We start from the raw sequence: 16,712 nt of genomic DNA on the forward strand, positions 1-16,712 counted from the left end.
GCGTGTGCATTCACCCTAAAGTAGCGCCGGCCTCGGCCGACACGGTAGATTCACAGGATCGCTCCGCGGGAATCCGGGTACCGCACGCCGATGTCAGCTGTCTTCTCCCTCTCCGCCACCGACGCTGCCCGCCTGGCCAGCACCGACCTGCCACCTCGGGTACGTGAACTGCTGGGGGCGTTGACCGGCCTGTGCCGGCAGGCACTGACCGCGCCGCTGATCCTGACCGTCGAAGCGCTGGAACAACTCCTGTTGCACGATGCCGACCGCGCGCGCAGTCCGCAGCAGCAGGCTGAACTGATGGCGCAGCGTAGCCAACTGCATGCCTTCGCCGGCCACTTCAGCGAGCGCATGCTCGATGCGGTGGCCGAGGCACTGGCGCGGCTGCGCGAACCGACCGCCTTCACGGCAGCAGCACCACCGCCCGCACTGCCGGGCACGATCGGCCTGTCGCTGGTCGACGAGCACGAGGTCGACCGCGACCTGCTGCTCACCGAAATGGTCCGGCGCGAGACGCAGCGCTCAGCCAACGCCCTGAACCTGCTCGGCCAGCGCCTGGGCGTGCTGGCTGCGGCGCCTGCGTTCGAAGCCGATACCCTTCCGCTGGCACCGCAGGCGCTGTGCGCGATGGTGCGCAGGGTCGCCGAACAGGATGGCCTCGGGGCAGAGGTGCAGCTGGCGCTGTATCGCAGTTTCGAGCGCCAGGTGCTGGAACGCCTGGGCGACCTGCTTGATCGGGCCAATGCCCTGCTCGCCCAGCAAGGCGTGCTGCCGGGCCTGGTCTACACCCCGTATCTGGCCCGCTCGTCGAGTACGCGAAGGATCATCACCCAGTCCGTCGCTGGCGGCCGTGCCACGCAGCCAGCCAGGCGCGCGGCGGCCCCCATGACCGGCTGGGGCGAGAACCTGCCTGCCGGCTCCTGGTCGACCCTGATGCAGGATGCCTTCCAGTCCGGTTCCGCATCCGCTGCAGCCACCCCCGGGCTGACCACCGCCACCGGTACCCTGCTGCACGACCTGCTGCAGCGCGCGCGTACCACGCCGGCGGCAGACGCGCCTGCGGTACCGACTGCTGCCGTCGATGCGGTATTGGCAAGGCTGCAAAACCAGGCCAGCGCCGCTACCGGTGTGGTCGACCTGCAGGCCGCCGTGGTCGCGCAGCTGCGCAGCGAGCATGGCCCGCATGCGCAGATCGGCAGCCATGATCGCGACAACCTGGACCTGCTGCGCCTGTTGATGCAGCAGATCCAGCAGCAGCAGCGCCCGGACCCGGTGCCCGCCGCCCTGCTGGCGCGCCTGCAGGTACCGTTGGCACGTGCAGCGATGGCCGATCCGGGCTTCTTCGTACGCGACGAGCATCCTGCGCGCGAGCTACTCAACCATATCGCCGAAGCCGGTGCCCGCTGGCTGGGGGACGACGACGTCGATCCGCAGTTTCTGCAGCGCATGGCACAGAGCGTGCAGAGCCTGCTCGGCGAGGATGCACGCACGCCGGAAGCCTTCGCTGCTGCCAACGAAGAGGTGCAGCAGCACCAGCGCGCGGCCGCCCATCGCGCCGAACTGGCCGAACGCCGCCACGTCGAAGCCGCGCGCGGCAGGGAGCGCCTGGAACTCGCGCGGCGCCAGGCCAGCGCCCAGATCGAGCAGTGCTGCAGCACGCAGCAGCCGCCGCGCTTCGTCCAGACCCTGCTGCGCCAGGCCTGGTCCGACGCGCTGACCCTGACCCGGCTGCGCCATGGCGAGGACTCGCCCCAGTGGCAGGAGCGACTGCAGCAGACCGAGCGCATCGCGGCCGTTACTGCAACCGCCGCCAACGGCGTCGATGGCACCGATGGCGCCTTGGCCGCCGATGTGGAGGCCGCGCTGCTGCAGGTGGGCTATCACGCCGAGGAAGCCTCAGCGGTGGCCCGTCGCCTGGCCACGCCCGGGGGCGAGGACGACAGCACGTCGCGTACCGAACTCAGCGCGCGGCTGAAGGCCCGCGCCCGGCTGGGCGAGCACACCGACAGCCGCAGTGCGTCCGCCCCTGCCGCGCCACGCAGCAGTGCGGAGGAGGCCGCCTACGAGCAGCTGTGCTCCCTGCCCTTCGGCAGCTGGTTCGACATCGACAACGGCGACGGCACGCTTCGCCGCCAGCGCCTGTCCTGGTACAGCCTGCTGACCGGCCATGTGCTGTTCGTCAATCCGCGCGGGCAGAAGATTGCCGAAACCGACCTCGACAGCCTGGCGCGGCAGATCAGCGCTGGGCGTGCGCATCTGGTCACCGAAGACAAGGGCCGGCTGGTCGACCGCGCCTGGAAGGCCAGCCTGGGCGCCCTGCGTGCGCTTGCCGGCCGCAACCCGCAGGACACCCCCGCATGAGCATGACGCCGCCGCAGGACACCCGCCGCGCCCCCCGACGCCAGGTGTCGGACCTGGTGCCGGTGACCGACCAGATGCGCGACTGCGTGGTCGGTCGCCTTGGCAATGTGTCCGAAACCGGCATGCTGATGCTGGCCAGCACTGCGCTGCGCGACGACGCGCTGTATCAGTTCCGCTTCCCGCTGCCGCTGGGCGATGGCCAGCAGGCAGCCATCGACGTGGGCGTGCACCTGTTGTGGAGCGAGCCGGCGCACGCCCCGGGACAGAGCTGGGTGGGCTTCCGGTTCCTCACCCTGTCACGCGAACACCGCCAGCTGCTGCGGCAGTGGGTAGGCGAAGACAGCGACGAAGGACCGCTTTCGACGGACTGACTGCCGGTTCCGGCACAGCGGTTTCTGCCGGTATGCGGCAGAATCTAGGGCCGTTTCCGTGTCGAGCCACCGCAATGATCCAGCAAGACCCCGGCGCCCTGTATCCCGATCACCTGGCCGTGCTGTGCCGACGCGCCGAGCAGGCGCTGGCGCGCGGCGGCTTTGATCACCTCGTCGTGCCCAGCGGCACCCTGCACTACCAGGTGTTTGATGATCGCGACTATCCCTATGCGGTGAATCCGCAGTTCAAGGCATGGTTGCCGCTGACGCGCGTGCCCAACAGCTGGATCGTGTTTACGCCCGGCAAGCGGCCGGTGGTGATCTTCCATCAGCCGTTCGATTACTGGCACGTAGTGCCGGACGCGCCGAGCGGCTGGTGGGTGGAGCACTTCGACATCCACATCATCCGCACGCCGGACGAAGCGCTGGCGTTGCTGCCGGCCGATCCGTCGCGCTGCGCGATCCTGGGTGAGCCGCAGAGCGCCCTGGGCAGCCACGTGCCGAACAATCCTCCGGCGGTGGTGAATTACCTGGAATGGCACCGTGGCAGCAAGACGCCCTACGAGATCGCCCTGATGCGCCAGGCACAGGTGCTGGGCGTGCGCGGCCATCGCGCCGCCGAAGCCGCGTTCCGCAACGATGCCGACGAATTCAGCATCCACATGGCGTACTGCCAGGCGGTGGGCCAGGACGCCAATGAACTGCCCTACGGCAACATCGTGGCGTTGAACGAGCACGCCGCCGTTCTGCACTACACCGAACTGGGCCGCAAGGCACCGCAGCCGCTGCGCAGCTTCCTCATCGATGCCGGCGCCAGCGCGCACGGCTACGCCAGCGACATCACCCGTACCTACGCGGCGCACGGCCACGACGAATTCGCTGCGATGATCGCTGCCGTCGATGCCGCCCAGCAGCAGATGTGTGCGGCGGTGCGCCCGGGCGTTGATTACAGGACGCTGCACGTGGACGCGCATCTGTCGCTGATGGGCGTTCTGAAGGACTTCGGCGTCATCAGGGTATCGCCGCAGACCGCGCTGGAAACCGGCGTCAGCGCCGCATTCTTCCCGCACGGCATCGGCCATCTGATCGGCCTGCAGGTGCATGACGTGGCCGGATTCGCCGCCAGCGACGAAGGCGGCCGGATCGAACGTCCGGCGGGTCATCCCTACCTGCGTCTGACCCGCGTGCTGGAACCGGGGATGGTGGTGACCATCGAGCCGGGCCTGTACTTCATCGACATGCTGTTGAACGAGGTCAAGGACGCCGGCCATGGCGATGCGATCAACTGGGAGCGCGTGGACTTCTTCCGTCCGTATGGCGGCATCCGCATCGAGGACGAAGTGCTGTGCACCGATGGCGAAGCGGACAACCTGACGCGACCGGAGTTTGCGGCAGCCAACGGCTGAGCCCCTCGTGGTTGGATGCTGAATCAAAAGCCGCGCTTGGCGGGGCAGGTGGGCCATGCAGGGGACGCTGCAAGTACGTCCCTGTAAGCTCGATGGCGCCATCCATGGCGCCAACGCCCCTGCATGGCCTACCCACCCCACCTTTGACAGTTTCCTGCCGCGTCCAACCACGGAAAAGAAAAAAGAAAAGCAGAAGCGGGTCGCTCGCTGCGCTCGCTCCGTGTCGACCAAGGTCGACACCTACCAGCAGCCGCAATTACCAGTAGATCCACGCCATGCGTGGATGATTCATTCGATATCTGACAGATGTGCCGACCAACGGTCGGCCCCCACCAACAGCCGCGTGAACCTGTCGAAGGCGGGGAACTGTGGGTTTGCGGGGTGTGAGCGGCATGGATGCCGCGACCAAGCCCCCATGGACGGGTTCACGGCGTCCCCGCAAACCCACAGTGCCCCGCCATCCCACGGATAGCCCGCCGTTGCTGTTGCTCCAGCTGTTGCGTCTGCGGGTGCAGGGCTGCAAGCCCTGCCGGCAACCCTCAACCCGCCATCACCGCTTCGATCTCGTCCGCACTCCGCGCCAGCCCTTCGGTCAGCACGCGATGGCCATCGTCGGTGATCAGCACATCGTCCTCGGTGCGGATGCCGATGCCACGCCAGCGCGGCTCCACCGTCGTATCGTCCACGCCGATGTACAGGCCCGGCTCGATGGTGAACGCCATGCCCGGCTCCAGCAGCCGCGAGTCCCCGGCCAGGCGGTAGTCGCCCACGTCGTGCACATCCAGCCCGATCCAGTGGCCGGTCTTGTGCCGGTAGAAACGCTGGTACAGGCCTTCGGAAAGATTCTTCTCCAGCGTGCCCTTCAGCAGGCCGAGCCGCAGCAGGCCTTCGGTCAGCGTCTGCACCGCCGCCAGGTGGCCGGCTTCGTAGGGTATGCCGGGCCGGGCCTGGGCCAGCGCCGCCGCCTGGGCCTCGCCGACCAGATCATGCAGCGCGCGCTGCTCGGCGCTGAAGCGCCCGTTCACCGGGAAGGTGCGGGTGATGTCGCTGGCGTAGCCACGGTACTCGGCACCCGCATCGATCAGCACCAGCTCGCCGTCGCGCGCACGCCCGTTGTTGTCGCGATAGTGCAGGATGCACCCGTTGCGGCCGGCGCCGACGATGCTGCAGTACGCCGGCACCGCATCGCTGGCGCGGAACACCCGCTCCAGTTCGGCCTGCAGCTCGTACTCATGGATGCCCGCCTTCGCCGCCTTCATCGCTGCCAGGTGCGCACGCACGCTGATCTGGGCGGCGTGCTGCATCAGCGCCACCTCCGCGCCGGACTTGAACAGGCGCTGCTCATGCAGCAGGTGGCCCAGCTCCAGGAACTCGTGCGGCGGCTGCGCACCGTGGCGCACCTGGGAGCGGACACGGTTGACCCAGCCGATCAGCTTCAGGTCGAAGTCCGCGTCACGGCCGAAGTGGTAGTAGACGCGCGAGCGTCCCTCCAGCAGGCCCGGAAGGATGTCGTCCAGATCGTCGATCGGATAGGCATCGTCCATGCCGAACTGCGCCACGGCGCCTTCCTGGCCGGCGCGGCTGCCGTCCCAGGCCTCGCGCTCGGCATCGCGTTCGCGGCAGAACAGGATCGCCTCGCCGTGACGACGCCCGGGAATCAGCACCAGCACGGCTTCCGGCTCCGGAAAGCCGCTCAGGTACTGGAAGTCCGAATCCTGCCGGTACGGGTAATGGGTATCCAGGCTGCGCACCTTCTCGGACGCGGCGGGCAGCACCAGGATGGCGTCTTCGCCGGCCATGTCCATCAGCTGCCGGCGACGACGCTTGTACTCGCCGGCCGCAATGCCGGTGCGCTGCTTGATGTCCATCAGTTCAGGCGCTGCCGGTGGCGCGCGGCCAGCACCACATCGCCGTGCAGCAGCAGCACCGCCACGCGGATGAATTCCTCGATCTCCGACAGCGCCTCATCGTCGTCCTCGCCACCTGCCTCGAAATCCTCGCTGGAAGCACGCGCCAGGCTGGCCATGTCGGTCAGCGCCTCTTCGCCCTCTTCGGACAGCGCCGGACGACGGCCGCCACTGCCCAGTCCGAATCCACCCAGGAAGGCGCGGGTCCAGCTGAACATGGCGTCGGCCTGCGCAGCCACGTCCTCGCTGTCGCTCAGCAGCAGCTCGAACGCGAAATCGCGGTCCTCCAGCTGCTTGATGGTGGCCTGCAACAACTGCCCGAGGGCGCTGTCGGCCGCCACCGGCGGCAGGCTGTCGTCGGCCAGCACACGCGCCGGCCAGTCGTTGCCGGGAGCTCCACCGGCGGCCAGCCAGCCGCACAGGCCGCCATGCAGCTCGGCAGCGGTGGCGCCCAGGCCCAGGTCCTGGCTGGCGCGGGAAACGTCGTCGACGGAGGGAAGTTCGGTCATCGTGCGGCTCGTTCGGAGAAGGAAACCCCGAGCGCGCACGCGCGCGCCCGTGAGCCCTGTAGTGTAGCAACCCGATAGCGACCTCCCCGTGGCCATCGGGGCCTGCTGCGACAGCGCTTGACCGCCCAGACCCGGCTTGCCTATCGTGCCTGCATGGAACCCGCCGATCCCCTTGCCCAGCTGCAGGACTTCGCCGCCCGCGTGGAAGCGTTGCTTGAACGCAACCAGCGCCTGGCCGAAGAGAACCGCAGCCTGCGCCACCAGCAGGAACAGCTGGTGGCCGAGCGCTCGACGCTGCTGGCCAAGAACGAACAGGCGCGCTCGCGGGTGGAAGCGATGATCAGCCGGCTCAAATCCCTGGAGCAGCACACATGAGCGCCGAACCGGTCAGCGTCCGCATCCTCGACCGCGAGTACACCGTCGGCGTGGGTGCCGATGAACGCGACAGCCTGATGGCGGCCGCGCGCCTGCTCGACGCACGGATGCGCGAGATCCGTGGCAGCAACCGCATGGCGGCGGTCGACCGCATCGCGGTCCTGGCGGCACTGAATCTGGCCCATGAACTGCAGCTGCTGCGTGACGAGAACGCCCGCCAGGCCGTGGCCCTGCAGCAGACGCTGGCCGACCTGAACCGGCGGCTGGACCGCGCCATCGACGGCAATCCCTGACAGATCGCGCGACACGCGTCTTCTCATTTCTGAATTGGCACGGACTGTTGCCGACGAACGGCCTATCCAGATCAGGACCGGCCGCTATAATGGCCCTGCGTTCTCTGCGGTACTCGACGGCATGTGCAAACATTCGCCTTGTCCCTTAAGAACGACACCGGGAGCGCGACAGCGCCGGGAGTGCAGGTCCGCCTTGTAGCGGGAAGCCCGATGGTTCTCCAGCGTTCCCACTTGAGCCCCCGGGTTCAAGGTCGTTTCGCATGCATCGACATTGCGGAGAATGCAATATTCCAGCAAGGGCGGCGTCTTCGGGCGTCGCCCTTGTTCTTTCCGGCACAATGACGGCTGTTCCTTGCCGCACTCTGCCATGACCGACCCGCGCCAGGCCCTGCGCCACGACCTGCGGCAACGCCGCCGTGACCTTTCCGCCAGCGAGCGCATCGCCGCCGCCGATGCCCTTGCCGATGGGCTGCTGGCGTTGCCGTTTGCGCCGCTTCACGGCCACGTTGCCGGCTATTGGGCGCTGGACGGTGAGATCGCGCTGCATCGCTGGCAGCTGCAGCTGCCCGATGGACTCACCTACTGCCTGCCGGTGCTGGCCGGCGACACGCTGCGCTTCGCGCCCTGGCGGCCCGGTCAGCCCCTGACCGGCAACCGCTACGGCATTCCGGAACCGGACGTGGCCGTGGAAGACACGCTGGAACCGGCGCAGATGGCGCTGGTAGTGACCCCGCTGGTGGGTTTCGACACACAGTGCCGGCGGCTGGGCATGGGGGGCGGCTGGTATGATCGCAGCTTCGCCTTCCGCCACGACCGGCCGGCGCCGCCCTGGCTGGTCGGTGCTGCCTTCGCGGTGCAGCAGGTCGAGTCCTTGCCGGTGGCGTCGTGGGACGTGCCGGTGGATGCGATCTGCACCGAAGCCGGCACCCTGTTCCCCTCCGCTGCCCCCGTGAACGCATGACCGCCCGCAAGCGCTACTGGCTGATGAAGTCCGAGCCGGACGCCTTCTCCATCGATGACCTGGCCCGGGTCAAGGTCGAGCCGTGGAACGGGGTACGCAACTACCAGGCGCGCAACTTCATGCGCGATGGCATGCAGGTCGGCGACGGCATCCTGTTCTATCACTCCAATACCAAGGTCCCCGGCATCGTCGGCCTGGCCACGGTGGCCAGCCCGGCCTATCCGGACGACACCCAGTTCGATCCCCGATCCGACTACCACGACCCGAAAAGCACGCGCGAGAACCCGCGCTGGATGCTGGTGGACGTGGCCTTCGACCGCAAGCTCAGGCAGGTGATCGCGCTGGACGAGATCAAGCTGCACGCCGAAGCGCTCGGCGAGGGCTTCCCGCTGGTTGCCAAGGGCAACCGGCTGTCGGTGTTCCCGGTGACCGCCGCGCAGTGGAAGCTGCTGCTGTCGCTGGAAAAGAAATCCTGATTCCCTGCTGAGAGTTCCTCCCATGTCCGAAGCCAAGCGCCTGGCCGCCGAGAAAGCCATCGAGTACGTCGAAGACGGCATGATCGTCGGTGTCGGCACCGGTTCCACCGTCGCCTATTTCATCGATGCGCTGGCGCGCATCCAGCATCGCATCAAGGGTGCGGTGTCCAGCTCGGAACAGAGCACCGCGCGCCTGAAGCAGCACGGGATCGAGGTGATCGAGCTGAACCACACCGGCAACCTGTCGCTGTACGTCGACGGCGCCGACGAGTGCGATCCCGGCAAGTGCCTGATCAAGGGCGGTGGCGCTGCACTGACCCGCGAGAAGATCATTGCCGAGGCCAGCGAGCGCTTCGTCTGCATCGTCGACCCGAGCAAGCAGGTCCCGGTGCTGGGCAGGTTCCCGCTGCCGGTGGAAGTGATTCCGATGGCACGCAGCCTGGTGGCCCGGCAGATCCGCGACATGACCGGGGGCCAGCCGACCTGGCGCGAGGGCGTGGTCACCGACAACGGCAACCAGATCCTGGACATCCACAACCTGCAGATCACCGATCCGGAAAAGCTCGAGCGCGAACTCAACCAGCTGCCGGGCGTGGTCTGCGTCGGCCTGTTTGCCCGTCGCCGTGCCGACGTGGTGATCATCGGCGGCGAACCGCCGGTCGTGCTCTGACCCTCACGCGAAGGATCCTGACGATGTCGCTGCTGCGTTCGCTGCTGATGCTTCCCTTGCTGGCCCTGGCCGGCTGTGCCACCGATGCGGCCCGTCACTGGGTTGAACTGGACGGCGCCCGCTACCACGTGGAGCTGGCAACCAATGATGAGACCCGCGCACGCGGGCTGATGTTCCGCGACCAGATGCCCGTTGACCACGGCATGCTGTTCATCCATGACCGCGAGGAAATGCAGGCGTACTGGATGAAGAACACCAAGATCGCGCTGGACATCCTGTACTTCGACAGCCAGCGCCGGCTGGTGAGCCAGCAGCGCGACGTGCCGCCCTGCTCGGCCGGCGACATGTGTCCGCCCTATCCCAGCGGCGGCCCGGCCCGGTACGTGCTGGAACTCAACGCCGGCCAGGCCGAGAAGCTCAAGCTGAAGGACGGTACCGAACTGACCTTCGGCCCGGGCATCGAGAAGTAGGCCCACGCGGCCCGGCGGCCGGCCGGCACCCCGGTCGGGGTCGGATCCCTTTCGCACGCGGACGGGATCTGACCCCTGGATTTTTCACGCCACACCGCTTGAATCCGTCTGCGATTGCCGCCAGTCTGTGACCATGCCGGACCGGATCACACTCCCCGACTGGGATGCACTGGCCGACCTCGAAGACGAGGCGCTGCCGTTGTTGCCGACCGCGCTGCTGATCGCGCGCGATGAATATCCGGATCTGCAGCCGTCCACTTACGACGCGCTGATCCAGAGCCATGTCGACCACCTTCGCGCCGAAGTGGACAGCATCGAGCGCAGTCCGCTGAAAATGGCCGCGATCAATCGCCACCTGTTCGACGAACTGGGCTACAGCGGCGACCACGACGAGTATTACGATCCGCGCAACAGTTATCTCAACCAGGTATTCGAGCGCAGGCTCGGCAATCCGATCTCGCTGGCGCTGGTACAGATGGAGGTCGCGCGGCGGCTGGGCATTCCGCTGGACGGCGTGTCCTTCCCCGGCCACTTCCTGGTGCGCCTGCCGGTGGATGACGGTGTCCTGGTGATGGACCCGTTCAACGGCGGTCGGCCGCTGGATGTGGACGAACTGCGGGAGCGCGCAAAGTCACATCTGGGCGGGCAGATGCCCGACGACCAGGTGCTGGCGCAGATTCTCGATCCGGCACCGTCCCGCGCGATCCTGATGCGGATGCTGCGCAACCTGCACGGCGTGTATGCCGAGGCCGGTGAATGGGACCGTGCCGCGCGCAGTGCCGACCGCCTGCTGAAGCTGGCGCCGGAGCAGGACGACGCCCTGCGCGACCGGGGCCTGGCCTACCTGCAGCTGGAGTACCTGACGGGAGCTCGGCACGATCTGGGGCAGTACCTCAAGCGCAATCCCGAGGCCAGCGACGCGCAGTGGCTGCGCGAGAAGCTGATCGATCTGGGCGGGCCGATGCCACGGCTGCATTGAGGCGGTCGGTGCGCGGACCTGCGGCCCGCCCCACGTCCGTCAATCGACCTCGACCATCTCGAAATCGGCCTTGGTAACGCCGCAGTCCGGGCAGGTCCAGGTGTCCGGAATGTCTTCCCAGCGCGTGCCCGGCGCAATGCCCTCTTCCGGCAGGCCGTCGGCCTCGTGGTAAAGGAAGCCGCAGACCACGCACATCCAGGTACGCAGGGTGGTGGGGGTGGCGTCGCTCATCGGATAATCGGGGTTGAATTCACGGGCCGCCATTGTCCCATCGCGGTCCACTCACCGGTAGCCATCGATGACCTCTGCTTCCCCGGCGCCCCGTGGCGTCTACCTCATCACCCCGGATGAGCCCGACACCGCACGCCTGCTGGCCCGTACCGCGCCCTTGCTGGCCGCCGGCGCCACCTGGCTGCAGTACCGCAACAAGACCGCCAGCGACGCGCTGCGGCTGGAACAGGCCACCGCACTGCAGGCGCTGTGCGCAGAGCACGGCGTGCCGCTGATCGTCAATGATGACCCGGTACTGGCCCGGGCCGTGGGCGCAGCCGGCGTGCATCTGGGCGGTACCGACGGCGACATCGCCAGCGCGCGCGCCCTGCTCGGTGCCGACGCCATCATCGGCGCCTCCTGCTACGACCAGCTGGCCAACGCCGAGGCCGCCGCAGCCGCTGGCGCCAGCTATGTGGCCTTCGGCGCCTTCTTTCCGACCACCACCAAGATCACCACCAGCCGTGCCCACATCGATCTGCTGCGGCAGAGCGCCGCACTGGGCGTACCGCGGGTGGCGATCGGCGGCCTGACGCCGGACAATGTCGGTCCCCTCATCGAGGCCGGCGCCGACCTGGTGGCCGTGGTCAGCGGCATCTATGCCGCACCGGACCCGGTCGCCACCCAGCGCGCCTACCTCGCCCAGTTCCGGTAACACCCAGGAAACCCGATGAACCACGACCAGTCCCACGCCCTGTTCTCCCGTGCCCAGCACTTGCTGCCGGGCGGCGTCAATTCGCCGGTCCGCGCGTTCAAGTCGGTCGGCGGCGAGCCCTTCTTCGTCGAGCGCGCCGATGGCGCCTACCTGTACGACGTGGACGGCAACCGCTACATCGACTATGTCGGTTCCTGGGGTCCGATGATCGTCGGCCACAATCATCCGGCCGTACGCCAGGCGGTGAAGAAGGCCGTCGAACAGGGCCTCTCGTTCGGTGCGCCGTGCGCCGCCGAAGTGACCATGGCCGAGACCATCACCCGCCTGGTGCCGTCCTGCGAGATGGTGCGGATGGTCAACTCCGGCACCGAAGCGACCCTGTCGGCGATCCGCCTGGCGCGCGGTGCCACCGGTCGCAACCGCATCGTCAAGTTCGAAGGGTGTTACCACGGCCATGGCGACTCGTTCCTGGTGAAGGCCGGCAGCGGCATGCTGACCCTCGGTGTGCCCACCTCGCCGGGCGTTCCGGCAGGCCTGAGCGAACTCACCCTGACCCTGCCCTACAACGATTTCGAAGCCGCCACCGCGCTGTTCGAGGCACAGGGCAGCGAGATCGCCGGCCTGATCATCGAACCGGTGGTGGGCAACGCCAACTGCATCCCGCCGCGCGACGGCTACCTGCAGCACCTGCGCGAGCTGTGCACGCAACACGGCGCACTGCTGATCTTCGATGAAGTGATGACCGGCTTCCGCGTGGCGCTCGGCGGCGCGCAGGCGCATTACCGGATCACGCCGGACCTGACCACCTTCGGCAAGATCATCGGCGGCGGCATGCCGGTGGGCGCCTATGGCGGTCGCCGCGACCTGATGCAGCAGATCGCCCCCGCCGGCCCGATCTACCAGGCCGGCACGCTCAGCGGCAATCCGGTGGCGATGGCGGCCGGCCTGGCAATGCTGGAACTGGTCCAGCAACCCGGCTTCCACGCCGACCTAGCCGAGCGCACCGCACGCCTGTGCGAGGGCTTGGAAGCTGCGGCCGCAGACGCCGGAGTGGCCGTGACCACGACCCGGGTCGGCGCAATGTTCGGGCTGTTCTTCACCAGCGAGAAGGTGGAGACCTATGCGCAGGCCACCGCCTGTGACATTCCGGCGTTCAACCGCTTCTTCCACGCCATGCTGGACCAGGGCGTGTTCCTGGCACCGTCGGCGTACGAGGCCGGCTTCCTGTCCAGTGCGCACGACGATGCGGTGATCGAAGCTACGCTGGCCGCTGCACGCGTGGCGTTCAAGGCCGCCAAGGGCTGAGCCCTGCCCATGGCAGGTGCCAACCTTGGTTGGCACTGCCTTGCACCGTATCCACGCCTGGCGTGGATCTACTGCAACGTGTAGAGCCGAGCCATGCCCGGCTCATCGTACGCAGCGCGGAAAAGAGCAGTCGAGCATGGTGCGACGCTGCAAACGGCATCAACCAAAGACGAACGTGCCCTTCATCATCGCGAAGTGGCCGGGGAACGAGCAGAAGAAGGTGTAGTCACCGCCCTTCTGCAGGCCCTGGGTAGAGAAGCGCACGCGCGTTGTCTCGCCGCCGCCGATCACCTTGGTGTGCGCCAACACGCGCTTGTCGGCCTTCGGCAGGTAGCTGTCGGCCAGGGTCATGCGCATGCCCGCCATCGCCACCGGCTGGTAATCGGCACTGCGGGTCAGCACCCAGTTGTGGCCCATGGCAGTGGCGGCCAACTTGCCGGTGTGGCGCAGGGTCAGATCCACGGCGGTGCAGTCGGCGGCGACCTTGATCTCGCGGCTGCTGAAGCTCATCTGGTCGGTGCTGTCGATGCTCACCGCACACACACGCGCCATCGCCGACGGCGCCAGCATCAGCGCGCCCAGTCCCACTGCCACCATCCAAGCCTTCATCGTTGCCTCTCCTGCGGATTCAAGCGCCATTCTAGGCAGCCCCCTGTGGCCGCGTCTGCGACCGTCTGTCGCATGCCCGCTCCAGGGTTTCCCGCACACTTGCCGCAATGGCATGCTCGGCCGATGCGGATCGACCTGTTGCTGCTGGATGTAGACGGCGTGCTGGTGCATTACCAGCGCGCGCAACGCGTGCTGCATCTGGCGAAGGCGCTGGGGGTTCCGACGCAGGCCGTGCAGGCCGCGTTGTACGACAGCGGGCTGGAAGCCGCGCATGACAATGGCTCGCTGGGTGGCCCTGCCTATCTGGCGCGATTGGGAGAGCTTCTGCACAGGACCATCGACGTGGACACCTGGACCGCAGCGCGGCAAGCCGCGAGCCATCCGCAGCGCGCAGTCCTGCAACGGCTGCAGGCCCTGCAGCTGCCGATGGCGGTGCTGACCAACAATGGCGCGCTGATGAAGCAGGCGTTGCCTTCCCTGCTGCCGGAGCTGTTCCCTGCCCTGCTGGGTCGCGTGTTCTGCAGCGCCGATTTCGGCCTGCGCAAACCGGCGCCGGAGGTGTTCCTGCGCACGCTGGAGATGCTTGATGCAGCGCCTGCGCACACGCTGTTCGTCGATGACCTGTTCGCCAACGTGCGCGGCGCACGCGCCGCTGGGCTGCACGCGGAAACGGTGCACGATGGCCGTGGGCTGGGCAAGGTGTTGAAGCGCTACCGGATCACGTGACCGCTGTAGAGCCGAGCCCATGCTCGGCTGCTGTTGCCTGACGTGGAGATGAGCCGAGCATGGGCTCGGCTCTACAGCGATTCCGCGGCAACGGGGTCAGCGCCAAGGCTTCAGCGTGCGGCGACGAACGCCGCAACAGCGGCACGCAGGCGCTTCAGGCCCTCGGCCACTTCTTCGTCGGTGATGTTCAACGACGGCACGAAGCGCAGCACGTCCGGACCGGCCTGCAGGGTCAGCAGGCCGTGTTCGGCCGCGTGATCGAGGATAGCACCGGCCTGCCCGGCGAAGTCCTTGGCCAGGACCGCGCCCAGCATCAGGCCGCGACCGCGTACGCCACTGAACACGCCGAATTCCTCGCTGATGCGGGCGAAACCATCGCGCAGCGCCTTCGACTGGCGGCTGACATTGGCGGCGATCTCAGGCGAGGACAGTTTGCGCAGGGCTACGCGGGCGACGGCAGCAGCCAGCGGATTGCCACCGAAGGTGGTGCCGTGCGCACCGAACTGCATGGTCTCGGCGACCTTCGGGCCGGCCAGCATCGCGCCGATCGGGAAGCCGCCTCCCAGCGCCTTGGCCAGGGTGACCATGTCCGGCACCACGTCATCCTGCCAGTGCGCGAACAGCGTGCCGGTACGGCCCATGCCCGCCTGGATCTCATCCAGCACCAGCAGCGCGCCGTGCTGGTCGCACAGCTCGCGCACGCGCTTGAGGAAACCGGACTTGGCCGGCATCACGCCACCCTCGCCCTGCACCGGCTCCAGCATCACCGCCGCCACGTCGCCCGCGGCCATCGCCGTTTCCAGCTGCACTTCGTCGTTGAAGTCGATGTAGCGGAAGCCACCGGGCAGCGGCTCATAGCCTTCCTGGTACTTCGGCTGGGCGGTGGCGGTCACCGCGCCCAGGGTGCGGCCGTGGAAGCTGCCGCGGAACGTGATGATCACCCGCTTGTCAGCCGGCCGCCCCTGGCTGGAGGCCCACTTGCGCACCATCTTGATCGCCACTTCATTGGCTTCGGCGCCGGAATTGCACAGGAACACGCGCTCGGCGAAGCGGCTGGCCTTCACCAGCTCTTCCGCCAGGTGCAGCGGCGGTGCGCTGTAGAACACATTGCTGGTGTGCCAGAGCTTGCCGGCCTGCTCGACCAGTGCCGCCACCAGATCCGGGTCGTTGTGGCCCAGGCCGCACACAGCGATACCGGCCGCCAGATCGATGAACTCACGGCCCTGGCTGTCCCACACGCGGGCGCCCTGGCCACGCTCCAGCACCACCTGGCGAGGCTTGTAGACCGGCAGGTAGTAGTGCGAAAGGGAGATCAGCGGGTCGGTCGCGGCGGTCATGGCAGTCGGCAGGATTCAGGAATGCCCATTCTCGCGCCGGAACCCCTGCGGCACAATGCGCCCATGCGACCGTTCTCCGCCCCCCAGCTGAACCCCGCCACCGAAACCGGCTGGCGCCGCCAGTGGTTCGACATCATCTACCGGCACGATACCCGGCCCTCGCGCAATTTCGACCTGCTGCTGGTGGTGACCATCATCGCCAGCATCCTGGTGGTGATGATCGACAGCGTGCAGCACCTGCACGCCGAGTGGTCCACCAGCCTGTACGTGCTCGAGTGGGGCTTCACCCTCATCTTCACCGCCGAGTACCTGCTGCGGCTGGCGGTGGTCAAGCGCCCGCTGCGCTATGCCGTGAGCGTGTGGGGCATCATCGACCTGCTGTCGATCCTGCCCGCGTACCTGTCCATGTTCATCCCCGGCGCGCAGAGCCTGCTGGTGGTGCGCGCACTGCGCATCCTGCGCGTGTTCCGCATCCTCAAGCTGACCCGCTACATCGAGGAAAGCGGCGTGCTGATGCAGTCGCTGTGGCGCAGCCGGCGGAAGATCCTGGTGTTCCTGTTCACGGTGATCACCATCACCATCATCGCCGGCGCGCTGATGTACGTGATCGAAGGACCGGAGAACGGCTTCAGCAACATTCCTGCCAGCATGTACTGGGCGGTGGTGACCATGGCCACGGTCGGCTTCGGCGACATCGTGCCGCAGACCGTGCTCGGCCGCTTCGTCACGTCCGTGCTGATCCTGATCGGCTACAGCATCATTGCCGTGCCCACCGGCATCTACACCGCTGAACTGGCCAGCACCATGCGCGAGGCCGAGCTGGCGGCACGCCGCGATGCCCGGGGTTGCCCGCACTGCGGGCTGGAAGGCCACGAACCGGATGCACGCCACTGCCGGGCCTGCGGCAACGCGCTGCCGGAAGCCTTCAACCGCTGACCCGTACCTGCGCGGGGCGGTGAGCAGCCTGCCGCCGCTCCCGCCTCAGCGCATCGGATTGCTGGCACTGACCAGTGCGTCGGCACACTGGACTGT

19 protein-coding genes and 1 other RNA gene are annotated in these 16,712 nt (G+C 67.7%); 15 read left to right on the top strand and 5 right to left on the bottom strand.

Translation table 11 applies throughout. The features are described 5' to 3' along the window. The first annotated feature begins 90 nt into the window (after positions 1-90). The 3 genes from AC06FB_RS11880 (at position 91) to pepQ (ending at position 4,138) form a co-directional block, all read left to right on the top strand. Positions 91-2,361, top strand: a complete 2,271-nt coding sequence (locus tag AC06FB_RS11880) for a DUF1631 family protein (protein ID WP_065181688.1) — start codon at positions 91-93, stop codon at positions 2,359-2,361. After that, positions 2,358-2,732, top strand: a complete 375-nt coding sequence (locus tag AC06FB_RS11885; protein WP_065175725.1) for a PilZ domain-containing protein — start codon at positions 2,358-2,360, stop codon at positions 2,730-2,732. The genes AC06FB_RS11880 and AC06FB_RS11885 overlap by 4 nt, the downstream gene beginning before the upstream one ends. 74 nt (positions 2,733-2,806) lie before the next feature. Beyond that, entirely contained in the window at positions 2,807-4,138 is a 1,332-nt protein-coding gene (gene pepQ / locus AC06FB_RS11890; RefSeq protein ID WP_346480380.1) for a Xaa-Pro dipeptidase, read from the top strand. A gap of 539 nt (positions 4,139-4,677) precedes the next feature. Here the strand turns inward: pepQ and AC06FB_RS11895 are convergent. Further along, a complete protein-coding gene (locus tag AC06FB_RS11895; RefSeq protein ID WP_476343063.1) occupies positions 4,678-6,000 on the bottom strand; it encodes an aminopeptidase P N-terminal domain-containing protein in 1,323 nt (440 codons plus the stop codon). Between the two features lie 5 nt (positions 6,001-6,005). Further along, the gene (locus AC06FB_RS11900; protein ID WP_053519828.1) at positions 6,006-6,554 is read right to left on the bottom strand and encodes a UPF0149 family protein; all 549 of its coding nucleotides are present in this window, start codon (positions 6,552-6,554) and stop codon (positions 6,006-6,008) included. A gap of 153 nt (positions 6,555-6,707) precedes the next feature. Here AC06FB_RS11900 and AC06FB_RS11905 point away from each other — a divergent pair, with 153 nt between their 5' ends. From AC06FB_RS11905 to AC06FB_RS11940, 8 genes are all read left to right on the top strand, one after another. Then, positions 6,708-6,929: a TIGR02449 family protein gene (locus AC06FB_RS11905; RefSeq protein ID WP_005410898.1), complete on the top strand. Its 222-nt coding sequence runs from the start codon at positions 6,708-6,710 to the stop codon at positions 6,927-6,929. Beyond that, entirely contained in the window at positions 6,926-7,222 is a 297-nt protein-coding gene (locus AC06FB_RS11910; RefSeq protein WP_053519829.1) for a cell division protein ZapA, read from the top strand. The genes AC06FB_RS11905 and AC06FB_RS11910 overlap by 4 nt, the downstream gene beginning before the upstream one ends. 98 nt (positions 7,223-7,320) lie before the next feature. Next, positions 7,321-7,506: non-coding RNA, 6S RNA (gene ssrS, locus AC06FB_RS11915), on the top strand. Positions 7,507-7,589: 83 nt separating this feature from the next. Continuing rightward, entirely contained in the window at positions 7,590-8,183 is a 594-nt protein-coding gene (locus AC06FB_RS11920; RefSeq protein WP_053519830.1) for a 5-formyltetrahydrofolate cyclo-ligase, read from the top strand. Continuing rightward, the gene (locus tag AC06FB_RS11925) at positions 8,180-8,659 is read left to right on the top strand and encodes an EVE domain-containing protein (protein WP_111186787.1); all 480 of its coding nucleotides are present in this window, start codon (positions 8,180-8,182) and stop codon (positions 8,657-8,659) included. The genes AC06FB_RS11920 and AC06FB_RS11925 overlap by 4 nt, the downstream gene beginning before the upstream one ends. Before the next feature lie 22 nt (positions 8,660-8,681). Continuing rightward, positions 8,682-9,329: a ribose-5-phosphate isomerase RpiA gene (gene rpiA, locus AC06FB_RS11930; protein ID WP_065175077.1), complete on the top strand. Its 648-nt coding sequence runs from the start codon at positions 8,682-8,684 to the stop codon at positions 9,327-9,329. Between the two features lie 23 nt (positions 9,330-9,352). After that, complete coding sequence (locus AC06FB_RS11935) at positions 9,353-9,799, top strand: DUF192 domain-containing protein (RefSeq protein WP_053519833.1); 447 nt, start codon at positions 9,353-9,355, stop codon at positions 9,797-9,799. 133 nt (positions 9,800-9,932) lie between these two features. Beyond that, on the top strand, positions 9,933-10,778 hold the full coding sequence (locus AC06FB_RS11940) for a SirB1 family protein (RefSeq protein ID WP_053519834.1): 846 nt from the start codon (positions 9,933-9,935) through the stop codon (positions 10,776-10,778). 39 nt (positions 10,779-10,817) lie between these two features. Here AC06FB_RS11940 and AC06FB_RS11945 read toward each other — a convergent pair whose 3' ends face one another. Next, positions 10,818-11,042 (bottom strand): rubredoxin, encoded by a 225-nt coding sequence (locus AC06FB_RS11945; protein ID WP_053519835.1) that lies wholly within the window; start codon positions 11,040-11,042, stop codon positions 10,818-10,820. A gap of 34 nt (positions 11,043-11,076) precedes the next feature. Between AC06FB_RS11945 and thiE the strand changes: the two genes are divergently transcribed. Then, entirely contained in the window at positions 11,077-11,703 is a 627-nt protein-coding gene (gene thiE / locus AC06FB_RS11950; RefSeq protein ID WP_253118316.1) for a thiamine phosphate synthase, read from the top strand. A 15-nt stretch (positions 11,704-11,718) separates the two neighbouring features. Further along, positions 11,719-13,008 (top strand): glutamate-1-semialdehyde 2,1-aminomutase, encoded by a 1,290-nt coding sequence (gene hemL, locus AC06FB_RS11955; RefSeq protein ID WP_340044922.1) that lies wholly within the window; start codon positions 11,719-11,721, stop codon positions 13,006-13,008. Between the two features lie 159 nt (positions 13,009-13,167). Here the strand turns inward: hemL and azu are convergent, their stop codons facing one another. Further along, complete coding sequence (gene azu / locus AC06FB_RS11960; RefSeq protein WP_050509801.1) at positions 13,168-13,617, bottom strand: azurin; 450 nt, start codon at positions 13,615-13,617, stop codon at positions 13,168-13,170. 123 nt (positions 13,618-13,740) lie between these two features. Here azu and AC06FB_RS11965 point away from each other — a divergent pair, with 123 nt between their 5' ends. Then, entirely contained in the window at positions 13,741-14,343 is a 603-nt protein-coding gene (locus AC06FB_RS11965; RefSeq protein ID WP_193396843.1) for an HAD-IA family hydrolase, read from the top strand. A gap of 110 nt (positions 14,344-14,453) precedes the next feature. Here the strand turns inward: AC06FB_RS11965 and AC06FB_RS11970 are convergent, their stop codons facing one another. Then, positions 14,454-15,680 carry an acetylornithine transaminase gene (locus AC06FB_RS11970; RefSeq protein ID WP_193396842.1) on the bottom strand — a complete coding sequence of 409 codons (1,227 nt, stop codon included), beginning with the start codon at positions 15,678-15,680 and terminating at the stop codon, positions 14,454-14,456. 63 nt (positions 15,681-15,743) lie between these two features. On the opposite strand from AC06FB_RS11970, the gene AC06FB_RS11975 reads away from it, so the two are divergent. After that, a complete protein-coding gene (locus AC06FB_RS11975; protein WP_053519846.1) occupies positions 15,744-16,616 on the top strand; it encodes an ion transporter in 873 nt (290 codons plus the stop codon). Positions 16,617-16,712 lie beyond the last annotated feature (96 nt).

The sequence above is a fragment of the Stenotrophomonas sp. Steno-C15 genome (assembly GCF_056393265.1).

What these genes read in the sequence shown, in the direction of transcription:
- AC06FB_RS11880 (WP_065181688.1), top strand. Translation starts at nt 91, where the DNA reads ATGTCAGCTGTCTTCTCCCTCTCCGCCACCGACGCTGCCCGCCTGGCC.
- AC06FB_RS11885 (WP_065175725.1), top strand. Translation starts at nt 2,358, where the DNA reads ATGAGCATGACGCCGCCGCAGGACACCCGCCGCGCCCCCCGACGCCAG.
- pepQ (WP_346480380.1), top strand. Translation starts at nt 2,807, where the DNA reads ATGATCCAGCAAGACCCCGGCGCCCTGTATCCCGATCACCTGGCCGTG.
- AC06FB_RS11900 (WP_053519828.1), bottom strand. Translation starts at nt 6,554, where the DNA reads ATGACCGAACTTCCCTCCGTCGACGACGTTTCCCGCGCCAGCCAGGAC.
- AC06FB_RS11905 (WP_005410898.1), top strand. Translation starts at nt 6,708, where the DNA reads ATGGAACCCGCCGATCCCCTTGCCCAGCTGCAGGACTTCGCCGCCCGC.
- AC06FB_RS11910 (WP_053519829.1), top strand. Translation starts at nt 6,926, where the DNA reads ATGAGCGCCGAACCGGTCAGCGTCCGCATCCTCGACCGCGAGTACACC.
- AC06FB_RS11920 (WP_053519830.1), top strand. Translation starts at nt 7,590, where the DNA reads ATGACCGACCCGCGCCAGGCCCTGCGCCACGACCTGCGGCAACGCCGC.
- AC06FB_RS11925 (WP_111186787.1), top strand. Translation starts at nt 8,180, where the DNA reads ATGACCGCCCGCAAGCGCTACTGGCTGATGAAGTCCGAGCCGGACGCC.
- rpiA (WP_065175077.1), top strand. Translation starts at nt 8,682, where the DNA reads ATGTCCGAAGCCAAGCGCCTGGCCGCCGAGAAAGCCATCGAGTACGTC.
- AC06FB_RS11935 (WP_053519833.1), top strand. Translation starts at nt 9,353, where the DNA reads ATGTCGCTGCTGCGTTCGCTGCTGATGCTTCCCTTGCTGGCCCTGGCC.
- AC06FB_RS11940 (WP_053519834.1), top strand. Translation starts at nt 9,933, where the DNA reads ATGCCGGACCGGATCACACTCCCCGACTGGGATGCACTGGCCGACCTC.
- AC06FB_RS11945 (WP_053519835.1), bottom strand. Translation starts at nt 11,042, where the DNA reads ATGGCGGCCCGTGAATTCAACCCCGATTATCCGATGAGCGACGCCACC.
- thiE (WP_253118316.1), top strand. Translation starts at nt 11,077, where the DNA reads ATGACCTCTGCTTCCCCGGCGCCCCGTGGCGTCTACCTCATCACCCCG.
- hemL (WP_340044922.1), top strand. Translation starts at nt 11,719, where the DNA reads ATGAACCACGACCAGTCCCACGCCCTGTTCTCCCGTGCCCAGCACTTG.
- azu (WP_050509801.1), bottom strand. Translation starts at nt 13,617, where the DNA reads ATGAAGGCTTGGATGGTGGCAGTGGGACTGGGCGCGCTGATGCTGGCG.
- AC06FB_RS11965 (WP_193396843.1), top strand. Translation starts at nt 13,741, where the DNA reads ATGCGGATCGACCTGTTGCTGCTGGATGTAGACGGCGTGCTGGTGCAT.
- AC06FB_RS11970 (WP_193396842.1), bottom strand. Translation starts at nt 15,680, where the DNA reads ATGACCGCCGCGACCGACCCGCTGATCTCCCTTTCGCACTACTACCTG.
- AC06FB_RS11975 (WP_053519846.1), top strand. Translation starts at nt 15,744, where the DNA reads ATGCGACCGTTCTCCGCCCCCCAGCTGAACCCCGCCACCGAAACCGGC.